The sequence below is a fragment of the Pseudomonas sp. LB3P31 genome, assembly GCF_054897945.1.
Genome location: NZ_CM142710.1, coordinates 1,205,926 through 1,228,521 on the forward strand (window position 1 = coordinate 1,205,926; position 22,596 = coordinate 1,228,521).

At 58.5% G+C, this 22,596-nt stretch carries 28 protein-coding genes, 1 tRNA gene and 1 pseudogene; 15 read left to right on the plus strand and 15 right to left on the minus strand.

Annotation, left to right across the window (positions count from 1 at the left end):
- Positions 1-87: 87 nt before the first annotated feature.
- Complete coding sequence (locus tag ACYZTK_RS05370; RefSeq protein ID WP_462013499.1) at positions 88-633, plus strand: hypothetical protein; 546 nt, start codon at positions 88-90, stop codon at positions 631-633.
- A gap of 63 nt (positions 634-696) precedes the next feature.
- On the opposite strand, the gene ACYZTK_RS05375 is transcribed toward ACYZTK_RS05370, so the two are convergent.
- Positions 697-1,560, minus strand: coding sequence for a LysR family transcriptional regulator (locus ACYZTK_RS05375; RefSeq protein ID WP_462013500.1), 864 nt, complete (start codon positions 1,558-1,560; stop codon positions 697-699).
- Positions 1,561-1,670: 110 nt separating this feature from the next.
- On the opposite strand from ACYZTK_RS05375, the gene ACYZTK_RS05380 reads away from it, so the two are divergent.
- The 11 genes and pseudogenes from ACYZTK_RS05380 (at position 1,671) to ACYZTK_RS05430 (ending at position 10,119) form a co-directional block, all read left to right on the plus strand.
- Positions 1,671-2,279 carry a LysE family translocator gene (locus tag ACYZTK_RS05380; protein ID WP_462014858.1) on the plus strand — a complete coding sequence of 203 codons (609 nt, stop codon included), beginning with the start codon at positions 1,671-1,673 and terminating at the stop codon, positions 2,277-2,279.
- Between the two features lie 11 nt (positions 2,280-2,290).
- Entirely contained in the window at positions 2,291-2,518 is a 228-nt protein-coding gene (locus ACYZTK_RS05385) for a hypothetical protein (RefSeq protein WP_462013501.1), read from the plus strand.
- A gap of 159 nt (positions 2,519-2,677) precedes the next feature.
- Entirely contained in the window at positions 2,678-3,553 is an 876-nt protein-coding gene (locus ACYZTK_RS05390) for a MurR/RpiR family transcriptional regulator (RefSeq protein ID WP_462013502.1), read from the plus strand.
- Between the two features lie 13 nt (positions 3,554-3,566).
- On the plus strand, positions 3,567-4,322 hold the full coding sequence (locus ACYZTK_RS05395; protein WP_462013503.1) for a transporter substrate-binding domain-containing protein: 756 nt from the start codon (positions 3,567-3,569) through the stop codon (positions 4,320-4,322).
- A 113-nt stretch (positions 4,323-4,435) separates the two neighbouring features.
- Positions 4,436-5,155, plus strand: a complete 720-nt coding sequence (locus ACYZTK_RS05400) for an ABC transporter permease (RefSeq protein WP_462013505.1) — start codon at positions 4,436-4,438, stop codon at positions 5,153-5,155.
- Complete coding sequence (locus ACYZTK_RS05405) at positions 5,152-5,862, plus strand: ABC transporter permease (RefSeq protein ID WP_462013506.1); 711 nt, start codon at positions 5,152-5,154, stop codon at positions 5,860-5,862. The genes ACYZTK_RS05400 and ACYZTK_RS05405 overlap by 4 nt, the downstream gene beginning before the upstream one ends.
- Before the next feature lie 49 nt (positions 5,863-5,911).
- Positions 5,912-7,153 carry an NAD(P)/FAD-dependent oxidoreductase gene (locus ACYZTK_RS05410; protein WP_462013507.1) on the plus strand — a complete coding sequence of 414 codons (1,242 nt, stop codon included), beginning with the start codon at positions 5,912-5,914 and terminating at the stop codon, positions 7,151-7,153.
- Positions 7,154-7,170: 17 nt separating this feature from the next.
- The gene (locus ACYZTK_RS05415) at positions 7,171-7,959 is read left to right on the plus strand and encodes an amino acid ABC transporter ATP-binding protein (protein WP_462013508.1); all 789 of its coding nucleotides are present in this window, start codon (positions 7,171-7,173) and stop codon (positions 7,957-7,959) included.
- 104 nt (positions 7,960-8,063) lie between these two features.
- Positions 8,064-9,011 carry a bifunctional Delta(1)-pyrroline-2-carboxylate/Delta(1)-piperideine-2-carboxylate reductase gene (gene lhpI / locus ACYZTK_RS05420; protein ID WP_462013509.1) on the plus strand — a complete coding sequence of 316 codons (948 nt, stop codon included), beginning with the start codon at positions 8,064-8,066 and terminating at the stop codon, positions 9,009-9,011.
- Between the two features lie 441 nt (positions 9,012-9,452).
- Positions 9,453-9,806: pseudogene (locus ACYZTK_RS05425) on the plus strand (type II toxin-antitoxin system RelE/ParE family toxin).
- Positions 9,807-9,816: 10 nt separating this feature from the next.
- Positions 9,817-10,119 carry a Fis family transcriptional regulator gene (locus ACYZTK_RS05430; RefSeq protein ID WP_462013510.1) on the plus strand — a complete coding sequence of 101 codons (303 nt, stop codon included), beginning with the start codon at positions 9,817-9,819 and terminating at the stop codon, positions 10,117-10,119.
- 171 nt (positions 10,120-10,290) lie between these two features.
- Here the strand turns inward: ACYZTK_RS05430 and ACYZTK_RS05435 are convergent.
- The 9 genes from ACYZTK_RS05435 to thrS all read right to left on the minus strand — a co-directional run bounded on the left by ACYZTK_RS05435 (position 10,291) and on the right by thrS (position 17,744).
- Positions 10,291-10,367 (minus strand) — tRNA-Pro (locus ACYZTK_RS05435).
- Between the two features lie 89 nt (positions 10,368-10,456).
- The gene (locus ACYZTK_RS05440; RefSeq protein ID WP_003179985.1) at positions 10,457-10,813 is read right to left on the minus strand and encodes a MerR family transcriptional regulator; all 357 of its coding nucleotides are present in this window, start codon (positions 10,811-10,813) and stop codon (positions 10,457-10,459) included.
- Positions 10,794-11,096 (minus strand): integration host factor subunit alpha, encoded by a 303-nt coding sequence (gene ihfA, locus ACYZTK_RS05445; RefSeq protein WP_002553164.1) that lies wholly within the window; start codon positions 11,094-11,096, stop codon positions 10,794-10,796. The genes ACYZTK_RS05440 and ihfA overlap by 20 nt, the downstream gene beginning before the upstream one ends.
- Before the next feature lie 3 nt (positions 11,097-11,099).
- Positions 11,100-13,481 (minus strand): phenylalanine--tRNA ligase subunit beta, encoded by a 2,382-nt coding sequence (gene pheT, locus ACYZTK_RS05450; protein WP_462013511.1) that lies wholly within the window; start codon positions 13,479-13,481, stop codon positions 11,100-11,102.
- A gap of 26 nt (positions 13,482-13,507) precedes the next feature.
- Positions 13,508-14,524, minus strand: a complete 1,017-nt coding sequence (gene pheS, locus ACYZTK_RS05455; protein ID WP_007905876.1) for a phenylalanine--tRNA ligase subunit alpha — start codon at positions 14,522-14,524, stop codon at positions 13,508-13,510.
- 108 nt (positions 14,525-14,632) lie between these two features.
- Positions 14,633-14,989, minus strand: coding sequence for a 50S ribosomal protein L20 (rplT, locus tag ACYZTK_RS05460; RefSeq protein ID WP_007905879.1), 357 nt, complete (start codon positions 14,987-14,989; stop codon positions 14,633-14,635).
- Positions 14,990-15,016: 27 nt separating this feature from the next.
- Positions 15,017-15,211, minus strand: a complete 195-nt coding sequence (rpmI, locus tag ACYZTK_RS05465) for a 50S ribosomal protein L35 (RefSeq protein ID WP_008145659.1) — start codon at positions 15,209-15,211, stop codon at positions 15,017-15,019.
- Between the two features lie 59 nt (positions 15,212-15,270).
- Positions 15,271-15,822, minus strand: coding sequence for a translation initiation factor IF-3 (gene infC / locus ACYZTK_RS05470; RefSeq protein WP_176469887.1), 552 nt, complete (start codon positions 15,820-15,822; stop codon positions 15,271-15,273).
- The gene (gene thrS, locus ACYZTK_RS05475) at positions 15,822-17,744 is read right to left on the minus strand and encodes a threonine--tRNA ligase (RefSeq protein ID WP_462013513.1); all 1,923 of its coding nucleotides are present in this window, start codon (positions 17,742-17,744) and stop codon (positions 15,822-15,824) included. The genes infC and thrS overlap by 1 nt, the downstream gene beginning before the upstream one ends.
- Positions 17,745-18,116: 372 nt before the next feature.
- Between thrS and ACYZTK_RS05480 the strand changes: the two genes are divergently transcribed.
- Together ACYZTK_RS05480 and ACYZTK_RS05485 are read left to right on the plus strand one after the other, a co-directional pair.
- Positions 18,117-18,419 carry a hypothetical protein gene (locus ACYZTK_RS05480; RefSeq protein ID WP_462013514.1) on the plus strand — a complete coding sequence of 101 codons (303 nt, stop codon included), beginning with the start codon at positions 18,117-18,119 and terminating at the stop codon, positions 18,417-18,419.
- A 290-nt stretch (positions 18,420-18,709) separates the two neighbouring features.
- A complete protein-coding gene (locus tag ACYZTK_RS05485) occupies positions 18,710-18,922 on the plus strand; it encodes a cold-shock protein (RefSeq protein WP_007905882.1) in 213 nt (70 codons plus the stop codon).
- A 72-nt stretch (positions 18,923-18,994) separates the two neighbouring features.
- On the opposite strand, the gene ACYZTK_RS05490 is transcribed toward ACYZTK_RS05485, so the two are convergent.
- Together ACYZTK_RS05490 and ACYZTK_RS05495 are read right to left on the minus strand one after the other, a co-directional pair.
- Positions 18,995-19,315 (minus strand): I78 family peptidase inhibitor, encoded by a 321-nt coding sequence (locus ACYZTK_RS05490; RefSeq protein ID WP_462013515.1) that lies wholly within the window; start codon positions 19,313-19,315, stop codon positions 18,995-18,997.
- A 178-nt stretch (positions 19,316-19,493) separates the two neighbouring features.
- On the minus strand, positions 19,494-19,799 hold the full coding sequence (locus ACYZTK_RS05495; RefSeq protein WP_462013516.1) for a hypothetical protein: 306 nt from the start codon (positions 19,797-19,799) through the stop codon (positions 19,494-19,496).
- A gap of 133 nt (positions 19,800-19,932) precedes the next feature.
- On the opposite strand from ACYZTK_RS05495, the gene ACYZTK_RS05500 reads away from it, so the two are divergent.
- Positions 19,933-20,145 carry a hypothetical protein gene (locus tag ACYZTK_RS05500; RefSeq protein WP_462013517.1) on the plus strand — a complete coding sequence of 71 codons (213 nt, stop codon included), beginning with the start codon at positions 19,933-19,935 and terminating at the stop codon, positions 20,143-20,145.
- Between the two features lie 34 nt (positions 20,146-20,179).
- On the opposite strand, the gene ACYZTK_RS05505 is transcribed toward ACYZTK_RS05500, so the two are convergent.
- From ACYZTK_RS05505 to rbsK, 3 genes are read right to left on the minus strand one after another with little or no spacing between them, the layout of a single operon-like run.
- Positions 20,180-21,208, minus strand: coding sequence for a nucleoside hydrolase (locus ACYZTK_RS05505; RefSeq protein ID WP_462013518.1), 1,029 nt, complete (start codon positions 21,206-21,208; stop codon positions 20,180-20,182).
- 41 nt (positions 21,209-21,249) lie between these two features.
- Positions 21,250-21,654, minus strand: coding sequence for a D-ribose pyranase (rbsD, locus tag ACYZTK_RS05510; RefSeq protein WP_462013519.1), 405 nt, complete (start codon positions 21,652-21,654; stop codon positions 21,250-21,252).
- On the minus strand, positions 21,651-22,568 hold the full coding sequence (gene rbsK / locus ACYZTK_RS05515; protein WP_462013520.1) for a ribokinase: 918 nt from the start codon (positions 22,566-22,568) through the stop codon (positions 21,651-21,653). The genes rbsD and rbsK overlap by 4 nt, the downstream gene beginning before the upstream one ends.
- Positions 22,569-22,596 lie beyond the last annotated feature (28 nt).

The following is a 22,596-nucleotide window of genomic DNA, read 5'->3' on the forward strand; positions in this document are numbered from 1 at the left end:
GGCAATTTCCCGGTGCAATCGATGCCAAGTGATAGCTGAAATCCGTAGCTGCAAGTCAGCAGCAGAACCGTTGGATAGGGACGCACAATGAAAAACACCAAAACGCTACTCGCCCTGTCGTGCATCGTAGCCGTGTTGCTGCTGAGCGGCTGTGCGGCCTCCGTAAAAAGCACTGGCGCTGAAACACTGACGATTGAGCAGCCCGCCAAGAAGAACCTGGTGGTGGATATTCAGGGTAACGGCAAGGTACAGCAGAACGAAGACTGGATTCGCCTGAGGCAAGAATGGAATCAGGCCCTCAAGGATGAAGCTGCCCGCGCCGGTTACCGCCTCACCGAGTCTCATGTAGCAGACCCTGCAGTGAAGGACGGTGTGGGCATCAAAATCAACGTTACCAATTTCCGCTATCTGACTCCCGGTGCACGCTATGCCGCAGGCGTAATGGTCGGCAACGCCTGGATCAACTCAAGTGCGGATTACTCAGATTTGAAGTCCGGGCGCTTGATCGGGAGCCGCACCTATGACACATCCTCATCTGCTTGGGAGGGAGTGATGTCAGCGATGACCCAAAAGCAGGTAGAGGCGATCGCTCAGCAGATCATTAGTGACATCAAGAGTGCGAAGACTGAGTAATTCGTTTTAGGCTCTGGACAAAAAAAGGGACGGGCAAAAAAAGCCAAAAAAAGGGACCCGAGCCTACACCTGATGCCTTAGCGCACTGATGATGAAAGCATGCAGGCTGTTGACCGCTTGCGACCCGCGAGAAGCCCGGCTGCGCAGGATCGACACCTCCATCGGCTCAATGCTCCCCAGGCCGTGTTCACTGCCCAGCACCTGAAGTGACGCCGACACCGTGCACTGAGTGATCGCGGCAATCGCCAGCCCACCCTCCACCGCCGCCACCTGGCCTGCCAGGCTGGAGCTGTTGTACACCACCTTGAATTGCCGTCCGCGCTGGGTAAGTGAATTCACCGCATACAGTCGGGCCAGGCTCGCGCTCTCGTAGACGGCAATCGGCACCGGATCGCGCCTCCACAATTCGAACTGCGGCGAGCCCACCCAGACCATCGGTTCCTTGAACAGAAACGTACCGCTCTGCGGCGAGTCCCGCGACACCAGCGCCAGATCCAGATCGCCGTTGCGCACACGCGGGATCAGCGCAGTCGACTGCTCACAGGTCAGTTCTATTTCCACCCCGGCATAGCGCGGCGAAAACCGCTTCAGCAGCGGCGTCAGATACTTGGCCGCATAGTCTTCCGCGACGCCCAGGCGGATTCGTCCGGTCAACTCCTCACCGTGAAACGCCGCCTGGGTTTCGGCATGCAGTGCGAGCATGCGACGGGCGTAGCTCAGCAGCGTCTGGCCGTCATCGGTCAGTTGCAGATGCCTCGGGCCACGACTCAACAACTGCCGTCCAAGCGCTGCCTCCAGTTTTTTCATCTGCATGCTGACGGCGGACTGCGATCGGTTGACCTCGTGCGCTGCACCGGACAATGAACCGGCGTCCACTACGGCCACAAAGCACTTGAGCCAATCGATCTGTAAATCGCTGGCAGGCATCGCTACATCCTCTATTCGATAATCGAATGGTTAAGATATGAATTATGCGCTTTTCAGGAATGCAGTTCATCCGCAAGATCTGGCTAAATCAACACTTTCTGGATCTGCTCATGCCATTCGATACCTGGTTGCTGTACCTGATCACCTGCTTCGGCATCTCCGTAGTGCCAGGGCCGAATGCATTATTGGCACTTACCCATGGGGCCATTCATGGCAGTCGCAAAGCGCTGTTCACCATCTCGGGCGGCGTGCTCGGCTTTGCAGTCGTGCTTGCACTTTGTGCGCTGGGATTGGGCGCGCTGATCAAGGCCTCGGCCACGTGGTTCACGGTATTGAAGGTCGTGGGCGGGCTGTATCTGATCTGGTTGGGCTGGGGGCTGTGGCGGGCTGCGCCCATCAGTCTTGAGTCGACGGGCGCTATCAGCTTTCGACGCTGGTCACTATTCCGCCAAGGGTTGGTGTCGGCGCTTTCGAACCCCAAGGCACTGCTGTTGTTTACTGCGTTTATCCCACCGTTTCTCGATCCGCACAGGAGCATCATTGCGCAGACGGCGGCGATTGCGCTGACGTATGCGGTGGTGGAGTTTTTTGTGGAGTATATGGTGGCAAGTGCGGCTAACCGGGTGCGGCCTTGGTTGGCGAGGACCGGGCGGCGGTTTAATAAGGTGTGTGGCGGTTTTTTTGTGGTGTTTGGATTGGCGTTGCCGATTCATGCGTGAAGGCACGGGGAATGGCAGAGGCTCTGAAATTGTCGAAGAAACAACTTGCAGATACGACAGCAGTCACAGCTGCCGACATTGAAAGATCCATTCAAGCCTTGAACAGGATTGTTGAGCGTCTTTGGGGAGAGGGTAGAGAGGCTGAGGCAAAAGCACTCCTTGACGCATTGGATGCTCTTAATCGTGCGCTGGATCGGATCAGGATCGGCGAGAATCGTAGGGTTAAGACTCTGCACTGAAGATTGCTCCCCTTAAAATCCACGCCTCCAACAGGGTTCCCTCAATGCTGCGTACCAGAATCAGGACATTCGACAATGACAGCTATCTGTCATGTATTGACTTAATGACAGAAAACACGCATTTTCTTTCACAAGCGCTGAAAACAACAGGAAGCAGTCTTGAGCCAGCCCATCAAACAACGCCTTGAAAGCAGTCTTTCAACCGCCGCCGCCTCTGGCCGGGTGATTGCTAACTATATGCTGGCCAACCTCTATGAACTGCCGTTCCAGACAGCCGCTGATATTGCCGCGAAATTGAACGTCAGTGAATCCAGTGTGGGGCGCTTCTGTCGCTCCCTCGGATATAGCCATTTCAAAGACTTGAAAAACGACCTCAAGGTCGACCTGGGCGATGGCCCATGGCTGGTGGGTGATCGCCTGCAGGAGTTTCGCCATCAAGCGAGCCAGGGCCCGCAAGGCCTACCGCGCAGCTTCGAGTTGGAAGTCGCGGCCCTGGTCAAGGTTTACGAATATAGCCTCACCCCGACCTGGCACAGCGTCAGCCAGCGCCTGGCCACCCGGCGCAAGGTGTTCGTCGCCGGGTTCCAGACAGAGCGTGGCATCGCAGCATCAATGGTGCATCTGCTGCAGTACCTGCGCGATGACACCCACTGGGTCGACGGTGCCGCCGGGCATTACGCCGATGTGTTGCTCAGTGCCCCACAAGACAGTGCGCTGGTGGTGTTCGAAGCCCGCCGCTATTCCCGCCACGCCCTGACCCTGTGCCGCAAGGCCCGCGATGCCGGAATCCCTGTGACGCTGATCACCGATACCTTTTGCGACTGGGCCGAAGAGAACGCCGATGAAGTGTTCCGTGTGCCCACCGAGTTCAATCTGTTCTGGGAATCGACAGCGGCGATGCTGTCGCTGGTCCACCTGCTAGTCAACGACGTCTGCAAACAGCTGGGTCCCGAGGTCGAAAAGCGTCTTGAAGCCATCGCGGCCTTACACAACGAGTTCGTTGGATACACATCATCACCAAACTCAAAACAATAAAACGAGGTGCTGGATGAAACACGTCATTCGCTTTGCCGGTGTATGCGCAATGGTCCTGGCCGGGGCCACCAGTGCGCAGGCTGAAGTACTGAGGATTGCTACCGAAGGCGCTTACCCGCCGTTCAACTACGTTGACTCGGACAACAAGCTGCACGGTTTCGATGTGGATATCGCTAACGCGTTGTGCGAACGCATGAACGTGCAGTGCAGTATCGTCGCCCAGGACTGGGAAGGGATTATCCCGGCGCTAATGGCGAAGAAATACGATGCGGTCGTGGCTTCGATGATCGCCACCGATGAGCGCAAGCAGAAAATCGACTTCACCCGGCACTACTACCGTACCCCCCTGTCCGTGGCAGTATCCAAGGACTCGGACATCACTGACGCCCAGACGAGCTTCAAGGGCCGCACGGTCGGTGCCCAAGCATCCTCGACTCAGGCCATCTATGCCGAAGATCATTACGGCCCAGCCGGCGCCGACGTGAAGCTCTACCCTACCCTTGATGAAGCCAACAGCGACTTGGCGACTGGCCGGATCGACGGCGTGATTGCCGACAAATTCCCGTTGCTGGCCTGGGTCGACAGCGCTGGCAAGGACTGCTGCAAGATCATCGGCGACGTCAACGGCACCACCGCCGACGCGTCGATCGCGGTGCGCAAAGGTGACGATGTCCTGCGCGAGCGCTTCAACAAGGCGCTGGACGAGATCGTTGCCGACGGCACGTATAAGAAGATCTCCAGTCGCTACTTCGCTTTCGATATCTATTGATCCGCCGAGCCCTCAGCCGCGCCTGAGGGTCATTACTTGCCGACATGTTGCACCGCACCCACACACGGGTGCGGTGAGCGCGTGCGAGCTTAATTTACCGAGAGGGTTCGAGCATGTTCGAAAACCTGTCATTGCTATCCTTCGCCAGCGGCGGCTGGGGTTCAGCCTTGCTGGCCGGCGCCCTGGTAACCATTGCCCTGGCCCTGAGCTGCCTGCCGATTGGCCTGCCACTAGGCCTGGGCCTGGCCTTGGCCTCCCGTTCCCGACGTCGCTGGTTGCGCTCCATGAGCACGGTGTTTGCCACCGTGTTCCGCGGGCTGCCCGAGCTGCTGACCCTGCTGATAATCTATTACGGCTGCCAGATCGGTGCGCAGAAACTGTTGGCCGCGATGGGCTACGAGGCCGAAGTCGCGATCAACCCCTTCGTCGCCGCGATGATCGCCTTCAGTCTGGTGTTCGCCGCGTTCTCCAGCCAGATCTGGCTGGGCGCCTTCAAAACCGTGCCCAAGGGCCAGTTCGAAGCAGCAGCAGCCCTGGGCCTGTCCCGACGCACAACCTTTACCAAGGTGGTACTGCCGCAATTGGTTCGCATTGCTTTACCGGGCCTGTCGAATAATTGGCTGTCGCTGCTCAAGGACACCTCGCTGGTGTCGACCATCTCCCTGGTCGACCTGATGCGTCAGACCAACCTCGCGGTGAGCGTCACCAAGGAACCGATGCTGTTCTACACCGTAGCCTGCCTTGGCTACCTGTTTTTCTCGGCCATTTCCGGCCGCCTGTTCCAGTTCCTCGAGCAGTATTTCAGCCGCCATCAACGGAGCGTTCGCCCATGAGCTTCGATGAATTGCAGAATCTGTTCCTCAGCCCTGACTTGCTGGAGCGTTACGGTCCCCGCTTCATCGAAGGTCTGTTGGTGACTGCCAAGCTGGTGGCCATTTCCTTCACCCTTGGCGCCCTGCTCGGTCTGCTGATCGCTCTGGGCCGGTTGTCGAGTAACCGCTTTATCAGCCGTTTTACCGGCGTCTACGTGTATTTCTTCCGCGGTTCGCCGCTGCTGGCACAGCTGTTCATGCTCTATTACGGCCTGGGTTCGTTCAAAGGCTTCTGGCAGGACGTGGGTATGTGGTGGTTCTTCCGTGACGCCTGGTTCTGCACGCTGCTGGCCTTCACCCTGAACACCGCGGCCTATCAGGCGGAGATTTTACGCGGCAGCATCCTGGCCGTGACCCAAGGCCAGCGCGAGGCCTCGAAGGCCCTCAGTCTGTCGCGCTGGACCACCTTTCGCAAAGTCATCCTGCCGCAATCCCTGCTGGTCGCCATTGGCCCGCTGGGCAATGAATTGATCCTGATGATCAAGGCCAGCGCCATTGCTTCGCTGGTGACCATCTACGACTTGATGGGTGTGACCAAGCTGGCCTTCTCGCGCAGTTTCGACTTCCAGATCTACCTCTGGGCCGCCGTGCTCTATCTGCTGATTGTGGAAATCGTGCGGCGCAGCCTGAAAGCGCTCGAGGGCCGCCTCGGCCGCCACCTGCAGTAAACCAAATTTACTCGGGCTGCCGTGCGCGCCCCTGCATCAGGGATATACCATGCATTGCGAAACCATCGTTCTGGGCGCAGGAATTGTCGGCGTCAGTACCGCACTCCAGTTACAGGCCCGTGGCCGCAAGGTCGTGCTCATCGACCGCCAGCAACCGGGTAACGGCACCAGCCACGGCAATGCCGGGCTGATCGAGCGCGCCAGCGTAATTCCCTACGCGTTCCCGCGCCAGCTATCGAGCCTGTTGCGCTATGCGGGCAACCAGCAGTCGGATGTGCGCTACAGCTTGAAGCACCTGCCCAAGGCCGGTCCATGGTTGCTGCAGTACTGGCGGCACTCCGGGACCAAGGGCCTGGCCGCCGCAACCCGGGCCATGCTGCCGTTGGTGGAGCACTGCGTCAGCGAACACGACCTGCTCTCTGCACCGGCTGGTATGGATCACTTGATCCAGGCCAGTGGCTGGGTCGAGGCCTACAACTCTCTGCCGGCATTTGCCAAGTCCCAATGCGACGCTGCTGCGCTGATGGACTATGGCCTGAATTATGAAGTGCTCGACCGCGACCAGATGCATGCCCGTCAACCGGGCCTGCACAGCAGCGTGGTCGGCGGCATTCATTGGCTGGACCCCAAGACCGTCAGCGACCCCGGCGGCCTGACACGCGGTTATGCCGATCTGTTCGTCAAACGCGGGGGCTTGTTCGTCCTTGGTGACGCCCTCTCCTTGCGCCAGCGCGTGGGGAAATGGGAGGTGCAGAGCGAACAGGGCCTGGTGATTGCAGACGAAGCTGTGGTCGCCCTCGGCCCGCAAGCCCGGGGCATTTTCGAGCCTCTAGGGTATGACATTCCCCTGGCGATCAAGCGCGGTTATCACATGCACTATGCCGCCCTGCCTGGCACGCGCTTGCAACTACCGCTGCTGGACCCGGTGGGCGGTTATGTCCTGGCACCGATGGTCGGCGGCATTCGCCTGACAACCGGGATCGAGTTCGCCGACAGCCAGGACCCGGTCAACGAAATCCAGCTACGTCGCTGCGAAGAGCTGGCGCGCGCCTTCTACCCCCTGGGCGAACGCCTGGATGCCGAGCCCTGGCTGGGACGCCGTCCATGCTTGCCGGACATGTGCCCGGTGATCGGCCCGGCGCCACGGCACAAAGGTCTGTGGTTCAACTTCGGGCATGCCCACCATGGCCTGACCCTCGGCCCGGTCTGCGGCCGTTTGCTGGCCGAGTTGATGACCGGTGCAACCCCCTTTACCAACCCTGCCCCGTACAGCGCCGAGCGCTTTCACTGATTGCCGGAGACAAGACCATGCATGCCCTCTCTGCCCGTGTAGACACTCCGCTCGCCGCAAGCCCGGACACCCGTAAGGTGGTGGTTGATATCGCCGGCCTGAACAAGTTCTATGGCGCCTTTCATGTGCTGCACAACATCGATCTGACAGTGCGCGAAGGCGAGCGCATCGTGCTCTGTGGGCCTTCCGGCTCCGGAAAATCGACGCTGATCCGCTGCATCAACCGCCTGGAAATCGCCGAAAAAGGCCGCATTCTGGTAAACGACACCGACTTGGCCCAGACCAACCGCGAGGCCACCAAGGTCCTCAGTGAAATAGGCATGGTGTTCCAGCATTTCAATCTGTTCCCGCACATGAGCGTGCTCGATAACTGCACCCTGGCCCCGATTTCGGTACGTGGCCTGAGCCGCAAGAAGGCCGAGGAACTGGCCCAGCACTTCCTGCAAAAAGTCGGTATCGCCAGCCAGGCCGGCAAGTACCCCAGCCAGCTCTCGGGGGGCCAGCAACAGCGCGTGGCCATCGCCCGGGCGTTGTGCATGGAACCCAAAATCATGTTGTTCGACGAACCCACCTCGGCGCTCGATCCGGAAATGGTAAGCGAAGTGTTGGATGTGATGGTGAACCTGGCCGGCAGCGGCATGACCATGCTCTGCGTCACCCACGAAATGGGTTTTGCCCGGCAAGTGGCCGAACGCGTGCTGTTTCTCGACGGCGGCCAGATCATTGAGGACGCGCCGCCTGAAGACTTCTTCAGCGCCCCGAACAGCGCGCGGGCCAAGGCCTTTCTTGCGCAAATTTTACACTGAAGGCACATACGAGTACGGCTTGCCTGCGATGGCTGTGCCGTCCGCTCGCGCAGCAGTTTCTTTCCGACATCCGCCACTACTGATCTGAGCAAAAGGAATATTCGATGACTAATATGCTGGCGAATAATGCCGCCCAGAAAAACCTTTCGGTTCGCGTCTGTGATCAAGCGCAGACAGCGGCACTGCTGGATTTCAAAAAACTCGTTGACGCTATTGCCCAAGCCGCAACCGAACTGGAAGCGGGTTCAATTCTGAGCCCTGAGCGCCTGGTTGTACCCTTGGGCGACGGCGGTGTCTTGCTGAGCATGCCCGCCACCGCCCCGGATATCGGCATCCACAAACTGGTAAACGTCCAGCCGGGGAATGTGCAGCGTCAGCTGCCGACGATCAACGGCACGGTCACTGTCTGTGATGCCGTAACCGGACAAATAAACTGCGTGCTCGACGGCCCAGAAGTCACAGGGCGTCGTACTGCGGCAGTGACCCTCCTGGCGATTCGGACGCTGTTGAAGCATGAACCGAAACAGATCTTACTGTTCGGCACCGGCGCACAAGCGCGTCATCACGTCCAGGCTATCAATGCCCTGTACCCACAGTGCATGCTCTGGGTTCGAGGGATTGGCGAGCAAGCGACGGCAGACTTCTGCAACAGCAACCGAGACCTGCACGAGCATTTGCAACCGTGCGGCGCCAGCATTCCCGACGTGGATGTAGTAATCACCGTCACCACCAGCACAGAGCCGGTCTATAACGAGCTAGCCAAACCTGGTCGATTGATAATTGGTGTAGGTGCTTTCAAGCCAGAGATGGCGGAGCTTGGCAAAGTCACGCTGGACGGTAGCGTTCTCTATGCTGACGATCCTGCTGGTGCGCAGCACGAAGCCGGCGATCTGTTGCGGGCAGGTGTGGATTGGTCCCAGGTCAGATCGCTGGCCGCAGCCATCCGCGGCCCGATCGATTGGTCACGGCCCGTTGTATTTAAAAGCGTTGGTACCGCGGCTTGGGACCTGGCGGCTTCGCGAGTCGCGCTTCGCGCACTTGCCAGCCAATGATCCAATTTTGGAAGCTTTGAAGCCCGGTTAAGCCCCGGGCTTGCTCTTGCCGCTATTGCCGCTATTGCCGCTATTGCCGCTATTGCCGCTATTGCGCTGCAGCCTGGGCGGTTGCGAGCGGTGATGGTTGGCCCGCGACATCGTCTGGCAGCGTTTACATTGCGCCGGTCAGCGGATCAACGATAAGCATGCCAATCAGCCCACCAAACAGGATGTTGCCCCAATACCCGCCATTCACGCTCGTCTTGAGCGGAACAGTACTGTCTTCATAACCCTTCAGGCTTGCTATCGCTCACGATGCTCGCGCAGCCTGACATAGCCATCAAGGAAACAGGGCGGTAGTGGTCTGCTGCGTCCTTTCTACTGGGGCCTGCAAATACATACCGAAAGATTTATCGGCAAGTAGTTGCACCATGCACCTATTTAGGTACACATGAGCCCATGTCCGATATCCCACCTGTTCTCAACGTACGATTCTTCTGCACCGGCGCTGGCAACGAACCAGTACGCGAATGGTTAACCGATCTACCGCGGGAGCATCGTCGCCTGATAGGAACGGACATCAAGACGGACATCAAGACTGTCCAATATGGCTGGCCCATCGGAATGCCAGTAGTTCGCAAGCTAGACACTGGCCTCTGAGAGGTTAGGACCGACCTGGAGGACACAATAGCTCGTGTTCTATTTACGGTTGTCAGCGCGGAAATGATCCTCCTCCATGGTTTCATCAAGAAATGCCAGAAAACACCAGCGTCTGATTTGGCAACCGCCAAGCAGCGTAAAGCAAGACTATGAGGTACAGCATATGAGTAAGCACATTGGTTCTGACTTTGACGATTTCCTCGCAGAGCAAGGCCTTGTTGAAGAGGTATCTGCTGCCGCCCTCAAGCGTGTCATCGCTTGGCAAATAGCCGAAGCGATGAAGCTGCAGCGTGTTAGCAAGAAAGCCCTTGCGGAGCGGATGCATACCAGCCGCACTGCCGTGGACCGCGCGCTTGACCAGAATGACGCAGGAATGACCTTAGCGACACTGGCCAGCGCCGCGCGCGCGCTTGGTCAGCGCGTAGAGATTCGCCTGGTACCTGAGCGCGAAGAAGCTCACGCATAACTTCCAGTCCTTGCCTGCAAGCCTAAGGAATGGGATTGCGCCCGTATCGGCGCGTTTATGGCCCGGAGGTCATCCAGTCGACGGGGCACGACCACAACTTCGGAGCCCCGAAAAAGTCACGCACATGAAAAAGCCCAACTCGCGAAAGTTGGGCTAAGTCATTGAAAAATATGGTCGGGACGGAGTGATTCGAACACTCGACCCCTAGCACCCCATGCTAGTGCGCTACCGGACTGCGCTACGCCCCGACTAGGCGTGAAACTCATCCCTCATCTCGAAGGACGCTCAAGAATATATCGCAAGCTTTTGAAAACTGAAAGTATTTAAAAGCGAAAAATTATTTCTTGAGCACAACCAGCACATCTTCCAATTCGGCAATCATCTGCCGGATCATCTGCTTGTACTGGGTAGTGTCATCTTTGGCTTCATCGCCGGACAAACGCAGACGTGCGCCACCGATGGTGAACCCTTGATCGTAAAGAAGCGCGCGGATCTGCCGGATCATCAGCACATCTTGTCGCTGATAATACCGGCGGTTCCCGCGGCGTTTGACGGGGTTGAGTTGAGGAAACTCCTGCTCCCAGTAGCGCAGCACGTGTGGTTTTACCGCACACAGCTCGCTGACTTCACCGATGGTGAAGTAGCGTTTGCCTGGGATGACGGGTAGCTCGTCGTTATGACTTGGTTCCAGCATAAGCCTCAACTCGGGCCTTCAACTTCTGCCCTGGACGAAAGGTGACCACACGGCGAGCCGTGATCGGGATTTCTTCTCCCGTTTTCGGATTGCGGCCAGGCCGCTGGCGTTTGTCCCGAAGGTCGAAATTGCCAAAACCGGACAATTTGACTTGTTCGTTGTCTTCCAGAGCGTGCCTGATTTCCTCAAAAAACAGTTCAACCAATTCCTTGGCCTCCCGTTTATTCAGGCCCAGCTCCTCATACAGACGTTCCGCCATCTCAGCTTTCGTCAGAGCCCCCATACGTCACTTCCTTAACGTGGCGTTCAACCTTTGTTCGAGCGAGGTGAGGATGTTTTGCGTCGTGGTATTCACCTCATCGTCATTAAGAGTGCGCGATGGATGCTGCCAGGTCAAGCCGACTGCGAGGCTTTTTCTATCAGGATCAATGCCTTTACCCTGATACACGTCAAATAGCCTGAGGTCTGTCAGCCATTCGCCTGCATTTTCACGGATTACGTCCAGTACGGCACTGGCCGCCACGTCCGTGGCCGCGATCAGGGCCAGGTCACGTCGCACTTCAGGAAAGCGCGATAACTCCCGGAATTTAGGCATTTTACCCAGTGCCACTTCGGCCAGAACCAGCTCGAAGACGAATACCGGACGGTCGAGACCGAGGGTTTTCGACAATTCGGGGTGGATCGCACCGACGAAGCCGACCAGGCGACCTTCACGTTCGATGCGCGCGGTCTGACCCGGGTGCAGCGCTGGGTGTTGGCCCGGCACGAAAGTGAACGAATCCAGGGCGCCGGCGAAGCCCAGTACTGCTTCCACGTCAGCCTTGACGTCGAAGAAGTCGACGACGTCGCGACCTTGTGCCCAGCCTTCCGGCAGGCGACCGCCGCAGACAACACCGGCGATCATTGGCTCTTGCTTGAGGCCGTCGAGTTGACCGACGAAGCGCAGGCCACTTTCGAACAGGCGTACGCGATCCTGCTGGCGGTTCAGGTTGTGCTGCAGCGACTTGACCAGGCCTGGCCACAGCGACGAGCGCATGGCGGCCATGTCGTTGGAGATTGGGTTGGCCAGCAGCAGCGGTTCAACGCCCGGATTAAACAGTTCGAACTGTTTCGGATCGATGAAGCTGTAGGTGATGGCTTCCTGGTAACCACGGGCGACCAGCAGGCGACGCAGCTCTGGCAGGTCGCTACGGGCTTCGGCCTTGGCTTGTGGAGCCAGGCGCGCTTGCGGGTAACGGACCGGCAGGCGGTTGTAGCCGTACAGGCGGGCCAGTTCTTCGATCAGGTCGACTTCCAGGCTGATGTCGAAGCGATGGCTTGGCACTTCAACGCGCCACTGCCCTGCCCCGTCGGCGGAAATTTTCAGGCCCAGGCCGTTGAGCAGGCGCTCGACTTCGGACGATTCCATTTCCATGCCGAGCATCTGGCTGATGCGCTGTGCACGCAGGGTGACTGGCGCGATCGATGGCAGGTGCTGTTCGCTGACGGTTTCGATGATCGGGCCGGCTTCGCCACCAGTGATTTCCAGCAGCAGGCCGGTGGCGCGCTCCATGGCTTCACGGGCCAGTTGCCAGTCCACGCCACGCTCGTAGCGGTGCGAGGCGTCGGTGTGCAGGCCGTAGGAACGGGCCTTGCCAGCGACGGCGATCTGGTCGAAGAAGGCGCTTTCGAGGAACACGTCACGGGTGGTCGCGGTGTTGACGCCGCTGTGCTCGCCCCCCATGACGCCGGCGATTGCCAGGGCGCGTGTGTGGTCGGCGATGACCAGAGTATCGCTACGCAGGCTGACTTCCTGACCGTCGAGCAGTACCAGCTTCTCGCCTTCTTCGGCCATGCGCACGCGGATGCCGCCATTGATTTCGGCGAGATCGAAAGCGTGCAGCGGTTGGCCCAGTTCGAGCATCACGTAGTTGGTGATGTCGACGGCGGCGTCGATGCTGCGCACATCGGAACGGCGCAGGCGCTCGACCATCCACAGTGGAGTCGGCTTGGACAGGTCGACGTTACGGATCACGCGGCCCAGGTAACGCGGGCACGCGGCAGGCGCCAGGACTTCAACCGAACGCACTTCATCGTGCACCGCTGGCACGCTGGCCACGACCGGGCGGGTGACTTCAGCGGCGTACAGCGCGCCGACTTCACGGGCCAGACCGGCGACGGACAGGCAGTCGCCGCGGTTCGGGGTCAGGTCGACCTCGATGCTGGCGTCGTCCAGGCCCAGGTATTCACGGATGTCCTGGCCAACCGGTGCATCGACCGGCAATTCCATCAGGCCATCGTTGCCTTCGCCAACCTGCAGCTCGGCTTGCGAGCACAGCATGCCGTTGGACTCGACGCCCCGCAGCTTGGCTTTCTTGATCTTGAAGTCGCCCGGCAGCTCGGCACCGATCATGGCGAACGGAATCTTCAGGCCCGGGCGCACGTTTGGCGCACCGCACACGACCTGAAAGGTTTCGGCGCCATTACTGACCTGGCACACGCGCAGTTTGTCGGCGTCCGGGTGCTGCTCGGTGCTCAGCACCTCGCCCACGACCACGCCACTGAATTCACCGGCGGCCAGCGTGACGCTGTCGACCTCAAGACCGGCCATCGACAGACGAGCAACCAGCTCGTCGCGACTTACCTGCGGGCTTACCCAGCCACGCAGCCATTGTTCACTGAATTTCATCCTGCTCTCCTAAGAATTCGTTACGACTAGCGAAATTGCGCGAGGAACCGCAAGTCGTTGTCGAAGAACAGACGCAAGTCGTTCACGCCGTAACGCAGCATGGCCAGACGCTCGACGCCCATGCCGAAGGCAAAGCCGGAAAATTCTTCCGGGTCGATCCCGGACATGCGCAACACGTTCGGGTGAACCATGCCGCAGCCCATGACTTCCAGCCAGCCGGTCTGTTTGCAGACCCGGCAGCCTTTACCGCTGCACATCACGCATTCCATGTCGACTTCAGCGGATGGCTCGGTGAACGGGAAGTACGAAGGACGGAAGCGCACCGCCAGTTCTTTCTCGAAGAACACCCGCAGGAACTCTTCGATGGTGCCTTTGAGGTCGGCGAAATTGATGTCGCGATCGACCAGCAGGCCTTCAACCTGGTGGAACATCGGCGAGTGGGTGATATCGGAGTCGCTGCGGTACACACGGCCTGGGCAGACGATGCGGATCGGCGGCTGTTTCGATTCCATGGTGCGGACCTGTACCGGCGAGGTATGGGTGCGCAGCAACATGTTGGCATTGAAATAGAAGGTGTCATGCATCGACCGGGCCGGGTGGTGGCCTGGGATGTTGAGCGCTTCGAAGTTGTGGTAGTCGTCTTCGACCTCAGGGCCTTCGGCAATGCCGTAGCCGATGTGGGTGAAGAACTGTTCGATCCGTTCCAGCGTACGAGTAACCGGATGCAGCCCACCCGAGGTCTGGCCGCGGCCAGGCAGGGTCACGTCAATGGACTCGGCAGACAGTTTGGCGGCCAGGTCGGCCTCTTCAAACAGTGCCTTGCGGGCATTGAGAACCTCTGTGACACGCTCCTTGGCAACGTTGATCAGGGCGCCGACTTGCGGACGCTCTTCTGCCGGCAGATTTCCCAGGGTCTTCATCACCTGAGTCAATTCGCCCTTCTTGCCAAGGTAGTGAACCCGGATTTGCTCCAGGGCATTGATATCTTCAGCGCTTTGCACAGCCTCTAGTGCTTGAGAGACCAGCGCATCCAGGTTTTCCATGTACAGACTCCAGATACAAAATAGGGGAAGAGCTTGAAGGCTCTTCCCCTATTTATGACGTTTAACACCTGGCCCCACAGAGGTGAGGCAGGTGACTGTCGGGGGTACTTAAGCCAAGGTGGCTTTAGCTTTCTCGACAATCGCAGCAAACGCCGCTTTTTCGTTCACTGCCAGATCAGCCAGAACCTTACGGTCGATCTCGATGGACGCTTTTTTCAGGCCGGCGATGAAACGGCTGTAGGACAGACCGTTGATACGTGCACCAGCGTTGATACGAGCGATCCACAGAGCGCGGAACTGACGTTTTTTCTGACGACGGTCACGGTAGGCGTATTGGCCTGCCTTGATTACCGCTTGCTTGGCAACACGGAATACGCGCGAACGAGCGCCGTAGTAGCCTTTAGCAAGTTTCAGAATTTTTTTGTGACGTTTACGGGCAATGACGCCACGCTTTACACGAGCCATTAGTTACTTCCTCTATTCTTGACTAAATTAACGAAGGCGCAGCATGCGCTCGACTTTTGCTACGTCACACGGTGCCAGCAAGCTGCTACCGCGCAGTTGACGCTTACGCTTGGTCGACATTTTAGTCAGGATGTGGCTCTTGAAAGCGTGCTTGTGCTTGATACCGTTAGCAGTTTTCAGAAACCGCTTAGCAGCACCACTTTTAGTTTTCATCTTTGGCATGTTCGGTACTCCGCATTCAGTTGATAAACATAATCAGAAGGCCTGCCGTGCCCTATTGATTACTTCTTCTTTTTCGGGGCGATGACCATGATCAGCTGGCGTCCTTCCATCTTCGGATGCTGTTCGACCGAACCGTACTCGAGCAAGTCACCTTCAACTCGCTTGAGGAGTTCCATCCCCAGCTCCTGGTGGGCCATCTCACGGCCGCGGAATCGCAAGGATACCTTGGCCCTGTCCCCATCACTCAGGAAACGTACCAGGTTGCGCAGTTTTACCTGGTAATCCCCTTCCTCCGTCCCTGGACGAAACTTGATTTCTTTAACCTGGATCTGCTTCTGGTTCTTCTTGGCTGCGGCAACCTGCTTCTTCTTTTCGAAGATCGATTTGCCGTAGTCCATCAGCTTGCAGACAGGAGGTACAGCATCGGCGGAAATCTCCACCAAATCGAGCTTGGCTTCTTCAGCCTTAAGAAGCGCGTCTTCAATTGACACAATCCCAAGCTGCTCGCCTTCAGCCCCAATTAACCGAACCTCACGTGCCGAGATATTCTCGTTGATCGGGGCTTTCGGTGCAGCTCGTTTATCTTGTCTCATTTCACGCTTAATAGTAATTACTCCGAATCTGGGCGACCACGCCGGGAAACCGCTTGCGCGAGAAACTCAGCGAACTGGGCGACGGGCATCGAGCCCAGGTCAGCACCTTCACGAGTACGCACAGCGACAGTCTGCATCTCGACTTCCCGATCTCCGATAACCAAGAGATAGGGAACCTTGAGCAAAGTATGCTCGCGGATTTTAAAGCCGATCTTTTCATTTCTCAAGTCAGACTTGGCACGAAATCCGCTTTCGTTGAGAGTTTTTTCAACTTCAGCGGCGAAATCAGCCTGCTTGTCAGTGATGTTCATGATCACTGCCTGGGTCGGAGCCAGCCACGCGGGGAATGCTCCCTCGTAGTGCTCGATCAGGATTCCAACGAAACGTTCGAAGGACCCGAGGATCGCCCGATGCAACATAACCGGGTGCTTGCGACTGTTGTCTTCGGAGACGTATTCGGCTCCCAAACGGACAGGCAGATTAAAATCGAGCTGCAGGGTACCACACTGCCAGACGCGGCCAAGGCAATCTTTCAGCGAGAACTCGATCTTCGGACCGTAGAAAGCACCCTCGCCCGGCTGCAAATCGTACGGCAGGCCCGCGCTATCAAGGGCTGCAGCCAGTGCCGCCTCGGCGCGATCCCACAATTCGTCGGAACCGACGCGTTTTTCCGGACGAGTGGACAGTTTCATCTCGACGTCTTTAAAGCCGAAATCGGCATAGACGTCCATGGTCAGCTTGATGAACGCTGCGGATTCGGCCTGCATCTGCTCTTCGGTGCAGAAGATGTGGGCGTCGTCCTGGGTGAAGGCACGCACGCGCATGATGCCGTGCAGCGCACCCGATGGCTCGTTGCGGTGGCAGGCACCGAACTCGGCCAGGCGCATCGGCAACTCGCGGTAGCTTTTCAGGCCCTGGTTGAACACCTGCACGTGGCACGGGCAGTTCATCGGCTTGATCGCGTAGTCGCGGTTTTCCGACTGGGTGGTGAACATGTTGTCACCGTAGTTGGCCCAGTGCCCGGATTTCTCCCACAGGCTGCGGTCAACAACTTGCGGAGTCTTGATCTCCAGGTAGCCGTTGTCGCGCTGAACCTTGCGCATGTACTGCTCGAGCACCTGGTACAGGGTCCAGCCGTTCGGGTGCCAGAACACCATGCCCGGCGACTCTTCCTGGGTGTGGAACAGGCCCAGGCGCTTGCCGATCTTGCGGTGATCGCGTTTCTCGGCTTCTTCGATGCGCTGGATGTAAGCCGCCAGCTGCTTCTTGTCAGCCCAAGCGGTGCCGTAGACGCGCTGCAATTGCTCGTTCTTGGCATCGCCACGCCAGTAGGCGCCGGACAACTTCGTCAGCTTGAAGGATTTGAGGAAACGCGTGTTCGGCACGTGCGGACCGCGGCACATGTCGACGTATTCTTCGTGATAGTACAGGCCCATGGCCTGCTCGTTCGGCATGTCCTCGACCAGGCGCAACTTATAGTCTTCGCCACGGGCCTTGAACACTTCAATCACTTCGGCGCGCGGAGTGACTTTCTTGATCACGTCGTAATCTTTCTCGATCAGCTGCTGCATGCGCTGTTCGATGGCGGCCATGTCGTCCGGAGTAAAAGGACGTTCGAAGGCGATGTCGTAATAGAAGCCGTCGTCGATGACCGGACCGATGACCATCTTGGCCGTCGGGTACAGCTGCTTGACCGCGTGGCCAACCAGGTGGGCGCAAGAGTGGCGAATGATCTCCAGCCCCTCTTCATCCTTTGGCGTGATGATTTGCAGGGTGGCATCGCTGCTGATGATGTCGCTGGCGTCGACCAGTTGACCATTGACCTTGCCGGCCACGGTGGCCTTGGCCAGGCCGGCACCAATGGATGCGGCGACCTCGGCTACGGAAACCGGGTGATCGAATGAACGTTGACTGCCGTCGGGAAGAGTAATAGTTGGCATGGCGCCTCCTCTCCTAGTGGTGACCCCTACCAAAGGTCACGTGGGTTGGGATGAGCCAGTACAAGATCCGATCCAGGCCATTCAATGACGAACGCCTGCCTTACAGCGGCAGGAGCCTTGCGGCCAACCGGAAACCGAACCAGAGTGACTGGGATTCAAATCAGGGTTATTCGGGCCGGTGCCGCCACCGGGACTGAAGGTCACCGGAGCCTGCAAACGCCCGAGCGCAGCATGCTAGCACAGATGACCGGTCGTCGATGCGAGACTGCTTGCAGCGAGGGCAAATCGCGGCTTTTTATGCCAGAGTGCTGAACTTGAACCGGGTTTTACCCCTCAGATAACAAGACATTGACCCACAAGGAGCATCCCCGCATGCGTCTGAATCGTTTATTCGCCATCGTCGCCCCCGCCGTCCTGCTGCTGCCACTGGCCGCTCACGCGGACTGGCCGAAGGGCGAGCGCGAGAAATACATGGCTCAGTGCACCCAGGCGGCCACGCCGCAGATCGGCGCCGCTGCTGCCAAGTCCCATTGCGCCTGTGGCGCCGATGCGATCAAGTCGTACCCGGCCAGCGACATCCAGGCACTGATGGACAACAAGGCCAGTGACGCGCTGAAACAGAAAGCCCTGACTCAGATCGCTTCCTGCAAAGCCGCTCCGCCGCCGAAAAAATAAGCCCGACCGAGCCCTTTTTCAGCCCTGACGAGCGCAAAAAAGCCCCCGAAAACTGACTTTTCTTACAAATATTTCATGTTTTTCAGGTTTTTTTATCGTCTTTACCTTCGGCTGAAAGCCCTTTAAATCGGGGCTTTCAGCCAATTTGAGCAGCAAAGCAAGCGTGACTGTAGGGCAAACAGTGCCTCCGGGGGGCTCCCAAAGCGAACATTTCGACTATGATACCCCGGTGTGCCCAGTTGGCCTGAGCAGCACAGTACTGAAAAATATATGTTTCTTGGAGATACACCATGTCTAATCGCCAAACCGGCACCGTTAAGTGGTTCAACGATGAAAAAGGCTTCGGCTTCATCACTCCTCAAGGTGGCGGTGACGACCTGTTCGTACACTTCAAAGCTATCGAAAGCGACGGTTTCAAAAGCCTGAAAGAAGGCCAGACCGTTTCCTTCGTGGCTGAGAAAGGCCAAAAGGGTATGCAAGCTGCACAAGTACGCGCTGAGTAATTTTCAGCCGCACTAAAAAAACCCCGTCCATGTGACGGGGTTTTTTATGCGCGCAACAAAAGCCGGACGCTGTCAGCCGCAGTTGACGCGGGAAACTACCCGAGTTGCATCGGTGTTGAGGTTGAGGCGATCGGAGCGGTATTCCAGGGTGACCATGTCATCGGGCAGCAGGAAACGGGCGTTCTGCGCGCCTGCGCGAGTGCGCGCCTGCTCCAGCAATTCAGGCGAAGCTTTTTTGCCGATGGCGAATTCGGCAGCCTTTGCTTCACAGCGGCTATGACCCGATTCAGTCGACGTTACAGGATCTGTTGCCGACTCGGAGGACGTACTGCTGCAACCAGCCAGCAGCGTGGCGGCCAACAAAGTACCCAATGACGCGAGCTTCCAAGGCATGAAGCCTCCTCTTTTCAATAATTAAGCTGAGATCGTGCGACCACCATTCTGGTGGTTGGTTTCACTATGGGTGATAGCACCCTGCCCTTGACTGGGACAATTGCCAAGTTTGCCTGACCTCCACACTGCTGATCATTGTTCAATCGTGACTGAATATGAATAGCCCCATGAACAAACGCTAGTAGACGTCGATGTAGTCAAACGGCGGGTTCGGCCAGTTCTCTTTCAGGGCGTTATAAATCTGCATCACCCAGACCTGATCGCTGGCAGCGACAAGCCCGACATAACCGGAACCCTTGGCCCAGGTCTCCAGGCGAAACAGCAGCCCTGCGATATCGGTGCCGCCGACGACTCCTGATGAAATGTAGGCGATCCCGCCACGGGTAACCCGCAGCTGCGTGTGCTCATCGTCACTGGCAGACGCCAGCAACTGGCGAACGGCATCCAGGGTCAAGCCGTCGGGCGTGTTCAAATCGATTTGCACGGGGTGGTCCTTGGACAATCTTCAAAGACCAAGTGTCGCATAGCCCTCCCCTCATGCCTAAGTCGGAGTGCCAAACGTCGCGCAAAATGGTTAACTTCGCTAACTGACTTCAACCCTTTCACGAGCGCTATTCATGACCACCGTAAGTATCGACGCCGACATCAAGGCCAAGTGGCCGCAGGGCCACAGTTCCTACAGCCCCGGCAGCCCTGAGGAACTGGCAATCATCGGCATAGATCTTCTGGTCAAGGAGCTGGGCACCGAAGCGGCCCAGTCGTTCATCACCCAGGTATTCGAGAAATACCCGGCGCATTACATGGGCGTGACATACACGCCAGGCAAGTAAATCCCGCAGGCTGGCACCTGCGGGAATCGGCGGGTTACTTCAGACGAGCCAGACGCTGGGTCAGCAGGTCGAAGAATCCCTGGGCGTCGCCGTTTTCAACCCAGAAAGCGTTTTTCGGCGCCTTCAGGCCGTCGTACCAGTCGACGATGGTCTGGCCAAAGGTCGGGCCTTCGCGGCTGTCCACCACCACATTGACGTCGCGACCGCTGAACAGCTCAGGCTTGAGCAGGTAAGCGATGACCGTGGCGTCGTGCACCGGACCGCCGGTCATACCGTAGTGTTCCATGTCGCCCTTGACGTATTCATTGAGAATATCGCCGACCAGTTTGCTGGCATTGTTGTTCAGTGCCGCGATCTGCTTCAGGCGCGATTCGCTGGTGAGGATCTTGTGCGTCACGTCGAGTGGCAGGTAGGTCAGCTTCACGCCGCTCTTGAGTACCACTTCTGCTGCCTGGGGGTCAGCGAACAGGTTGAATTCGGCCACCGGAGTGATGTTGCCACCATTAAAGTGCGCGCCGCCCATGATCACCACTTCCTTGATGCCCTGGACGATCTCGGGCTCCTGGATCAGCGCCAGGGCCAGGTTGGTCTGCGGGCCCAACATGGCGATGGTGATGCTGTGGGGCTTGGCCGCTTTCAAGGTGTCGATCAGGTAATTGACCGCATTGCCTTCAGCCAGACCTTTTTTCGGCTCATGCACCGTGACACCCGACAGGCCTTCCTTGCCATGGATGTTCTCGGCGTAAATCGGTGTGCGCATCATTGGCCTGGCCGCACCGGCGTACACCGGTACTTCCTCGCGCCCTGCCCACTCGCGGGCCAGTCGGGCATTCCGGGAAGTCTTGTCCAGGCGCACATTGCCGGCCACGGTGGTCAGCGCACGAATGTTCAATTCTTCCGGCGAGGCCAGGGCGAACAATAAGGCGACCACGTCGTCGGCACCCGGGTCGGTGTCGATGATCAGGTCGATCTTTTCCGCCGCCTGGGCGCCTGTTGCAGTGATGAAGGACAAAAGCAGCAAACTCCGGATCAGCTGGTGCAGTTTCTGAGCATAGCGGTGCATAAAGCACTCCTTGTGCGTGGGGAAACGTTGATGTCGAATCTCTAAAAGGTCACTCCGGCGATCAGCACGATGTTGCAGTACGGCTGGCATTCGCCGGTCCGCACAATCGCTCGCGCCTGTCGGCTGAGCACCTTGAATTGGTCATGGCTGAGCAGCTCGCGCCGACCCAGTTCGCCCGCGGTATCGAGCTCGTCGAGGGTCGCCAGCGACGTCGGTTGTTTATCGACAATTTCCTGGGCCAGCACGTGGCTCTCGACCTGCATCTCACTGAGCACCACCTTCAGGGTGCTGATGAAATCGGGGATGCCATGGGTCAGGGCCAGATCGATCAGCTCGACGCCAGCCGGCACTGGCAGGCCGGCGTCGCCGATCACGACCATGTCGCCGTGCCCCAGGGAGGCGATCAGTCGCGACAGTGCGACGTTGAGCAAGGGAGTCTTTTTCATTGGGTCTTTAAGGCCTGTACGTCGGACAAGGTAGGAATCGAGGGTTGCGCGCCGGCACGGGTTACCGAAAGCGCTGCGGCCACCTGGCCAAACCGGATCGCGGCGGCTTCGCCCTGACCATTGGCCAGCGCAGCGGCAAAACCGCCGACGAAGGTGTCGCCGGCGGCGGTGGTGTCGATCGCTTTCACCTTTGGCGCCGGGAAATGCTCGAAGCTTTTGCCATCGGCGAACAGCGAGCCCTGGGCGCCCAGGGTGATGATGACTTTGCCGGCGCCCATGGCGATCAGCTGGGTCGCGGCCGCCTTGGCGGTGTCCAGGGAATCCACTGGCAAACCGCTCAGGGCGGTGGCCTCGCTTTCATTGGGGATCAGGTAATCGATGTTGGGGTACCACTCGGCCGGCAATGGGCGGCTGGCTGGCGCCGGATTGAGGATTACGGTTTTGCCCAGCTCACGGGCGCGCTTGAGCGCATGGCCAACCGTGGCATCGGGAATTTCCAGCTGGCAGATGATCACATCGGCCGCCTGCAGCACCGTATCGAAGCAGCCGATAACCGCCGGGGTGAGCGCACCATTGGCGCCGGCGACGATCACGATGGCGTTCTGGCTGTTGTCGTCGACCACGATCAGCGCCACTCCGCTGGAACCCTCGACGGTGCTGACCGCCTGGCAGTCGATCTGCTCGGCCAGCAGCGCATCGCGCAGCTCCCGGCCATAAGCGTCGCTGCCGACACAGCCGACCATCGATACCTGCGCGCCCAGCCTGACCGCGGCGACTGCCTGGTTGGCGCCCTTGCCACCGGACACCGTGGCGAACGACTGGCCAATCAGGGTTTCACCGCCACGGGGCAGCCGTGGCGCCCGGGTGACCAGGTCCATGTTCAGGCTGCCTATTACCGCTACTTTTGCTGGCATTCGTCACTACTCGTCAATTCTGTTCAGT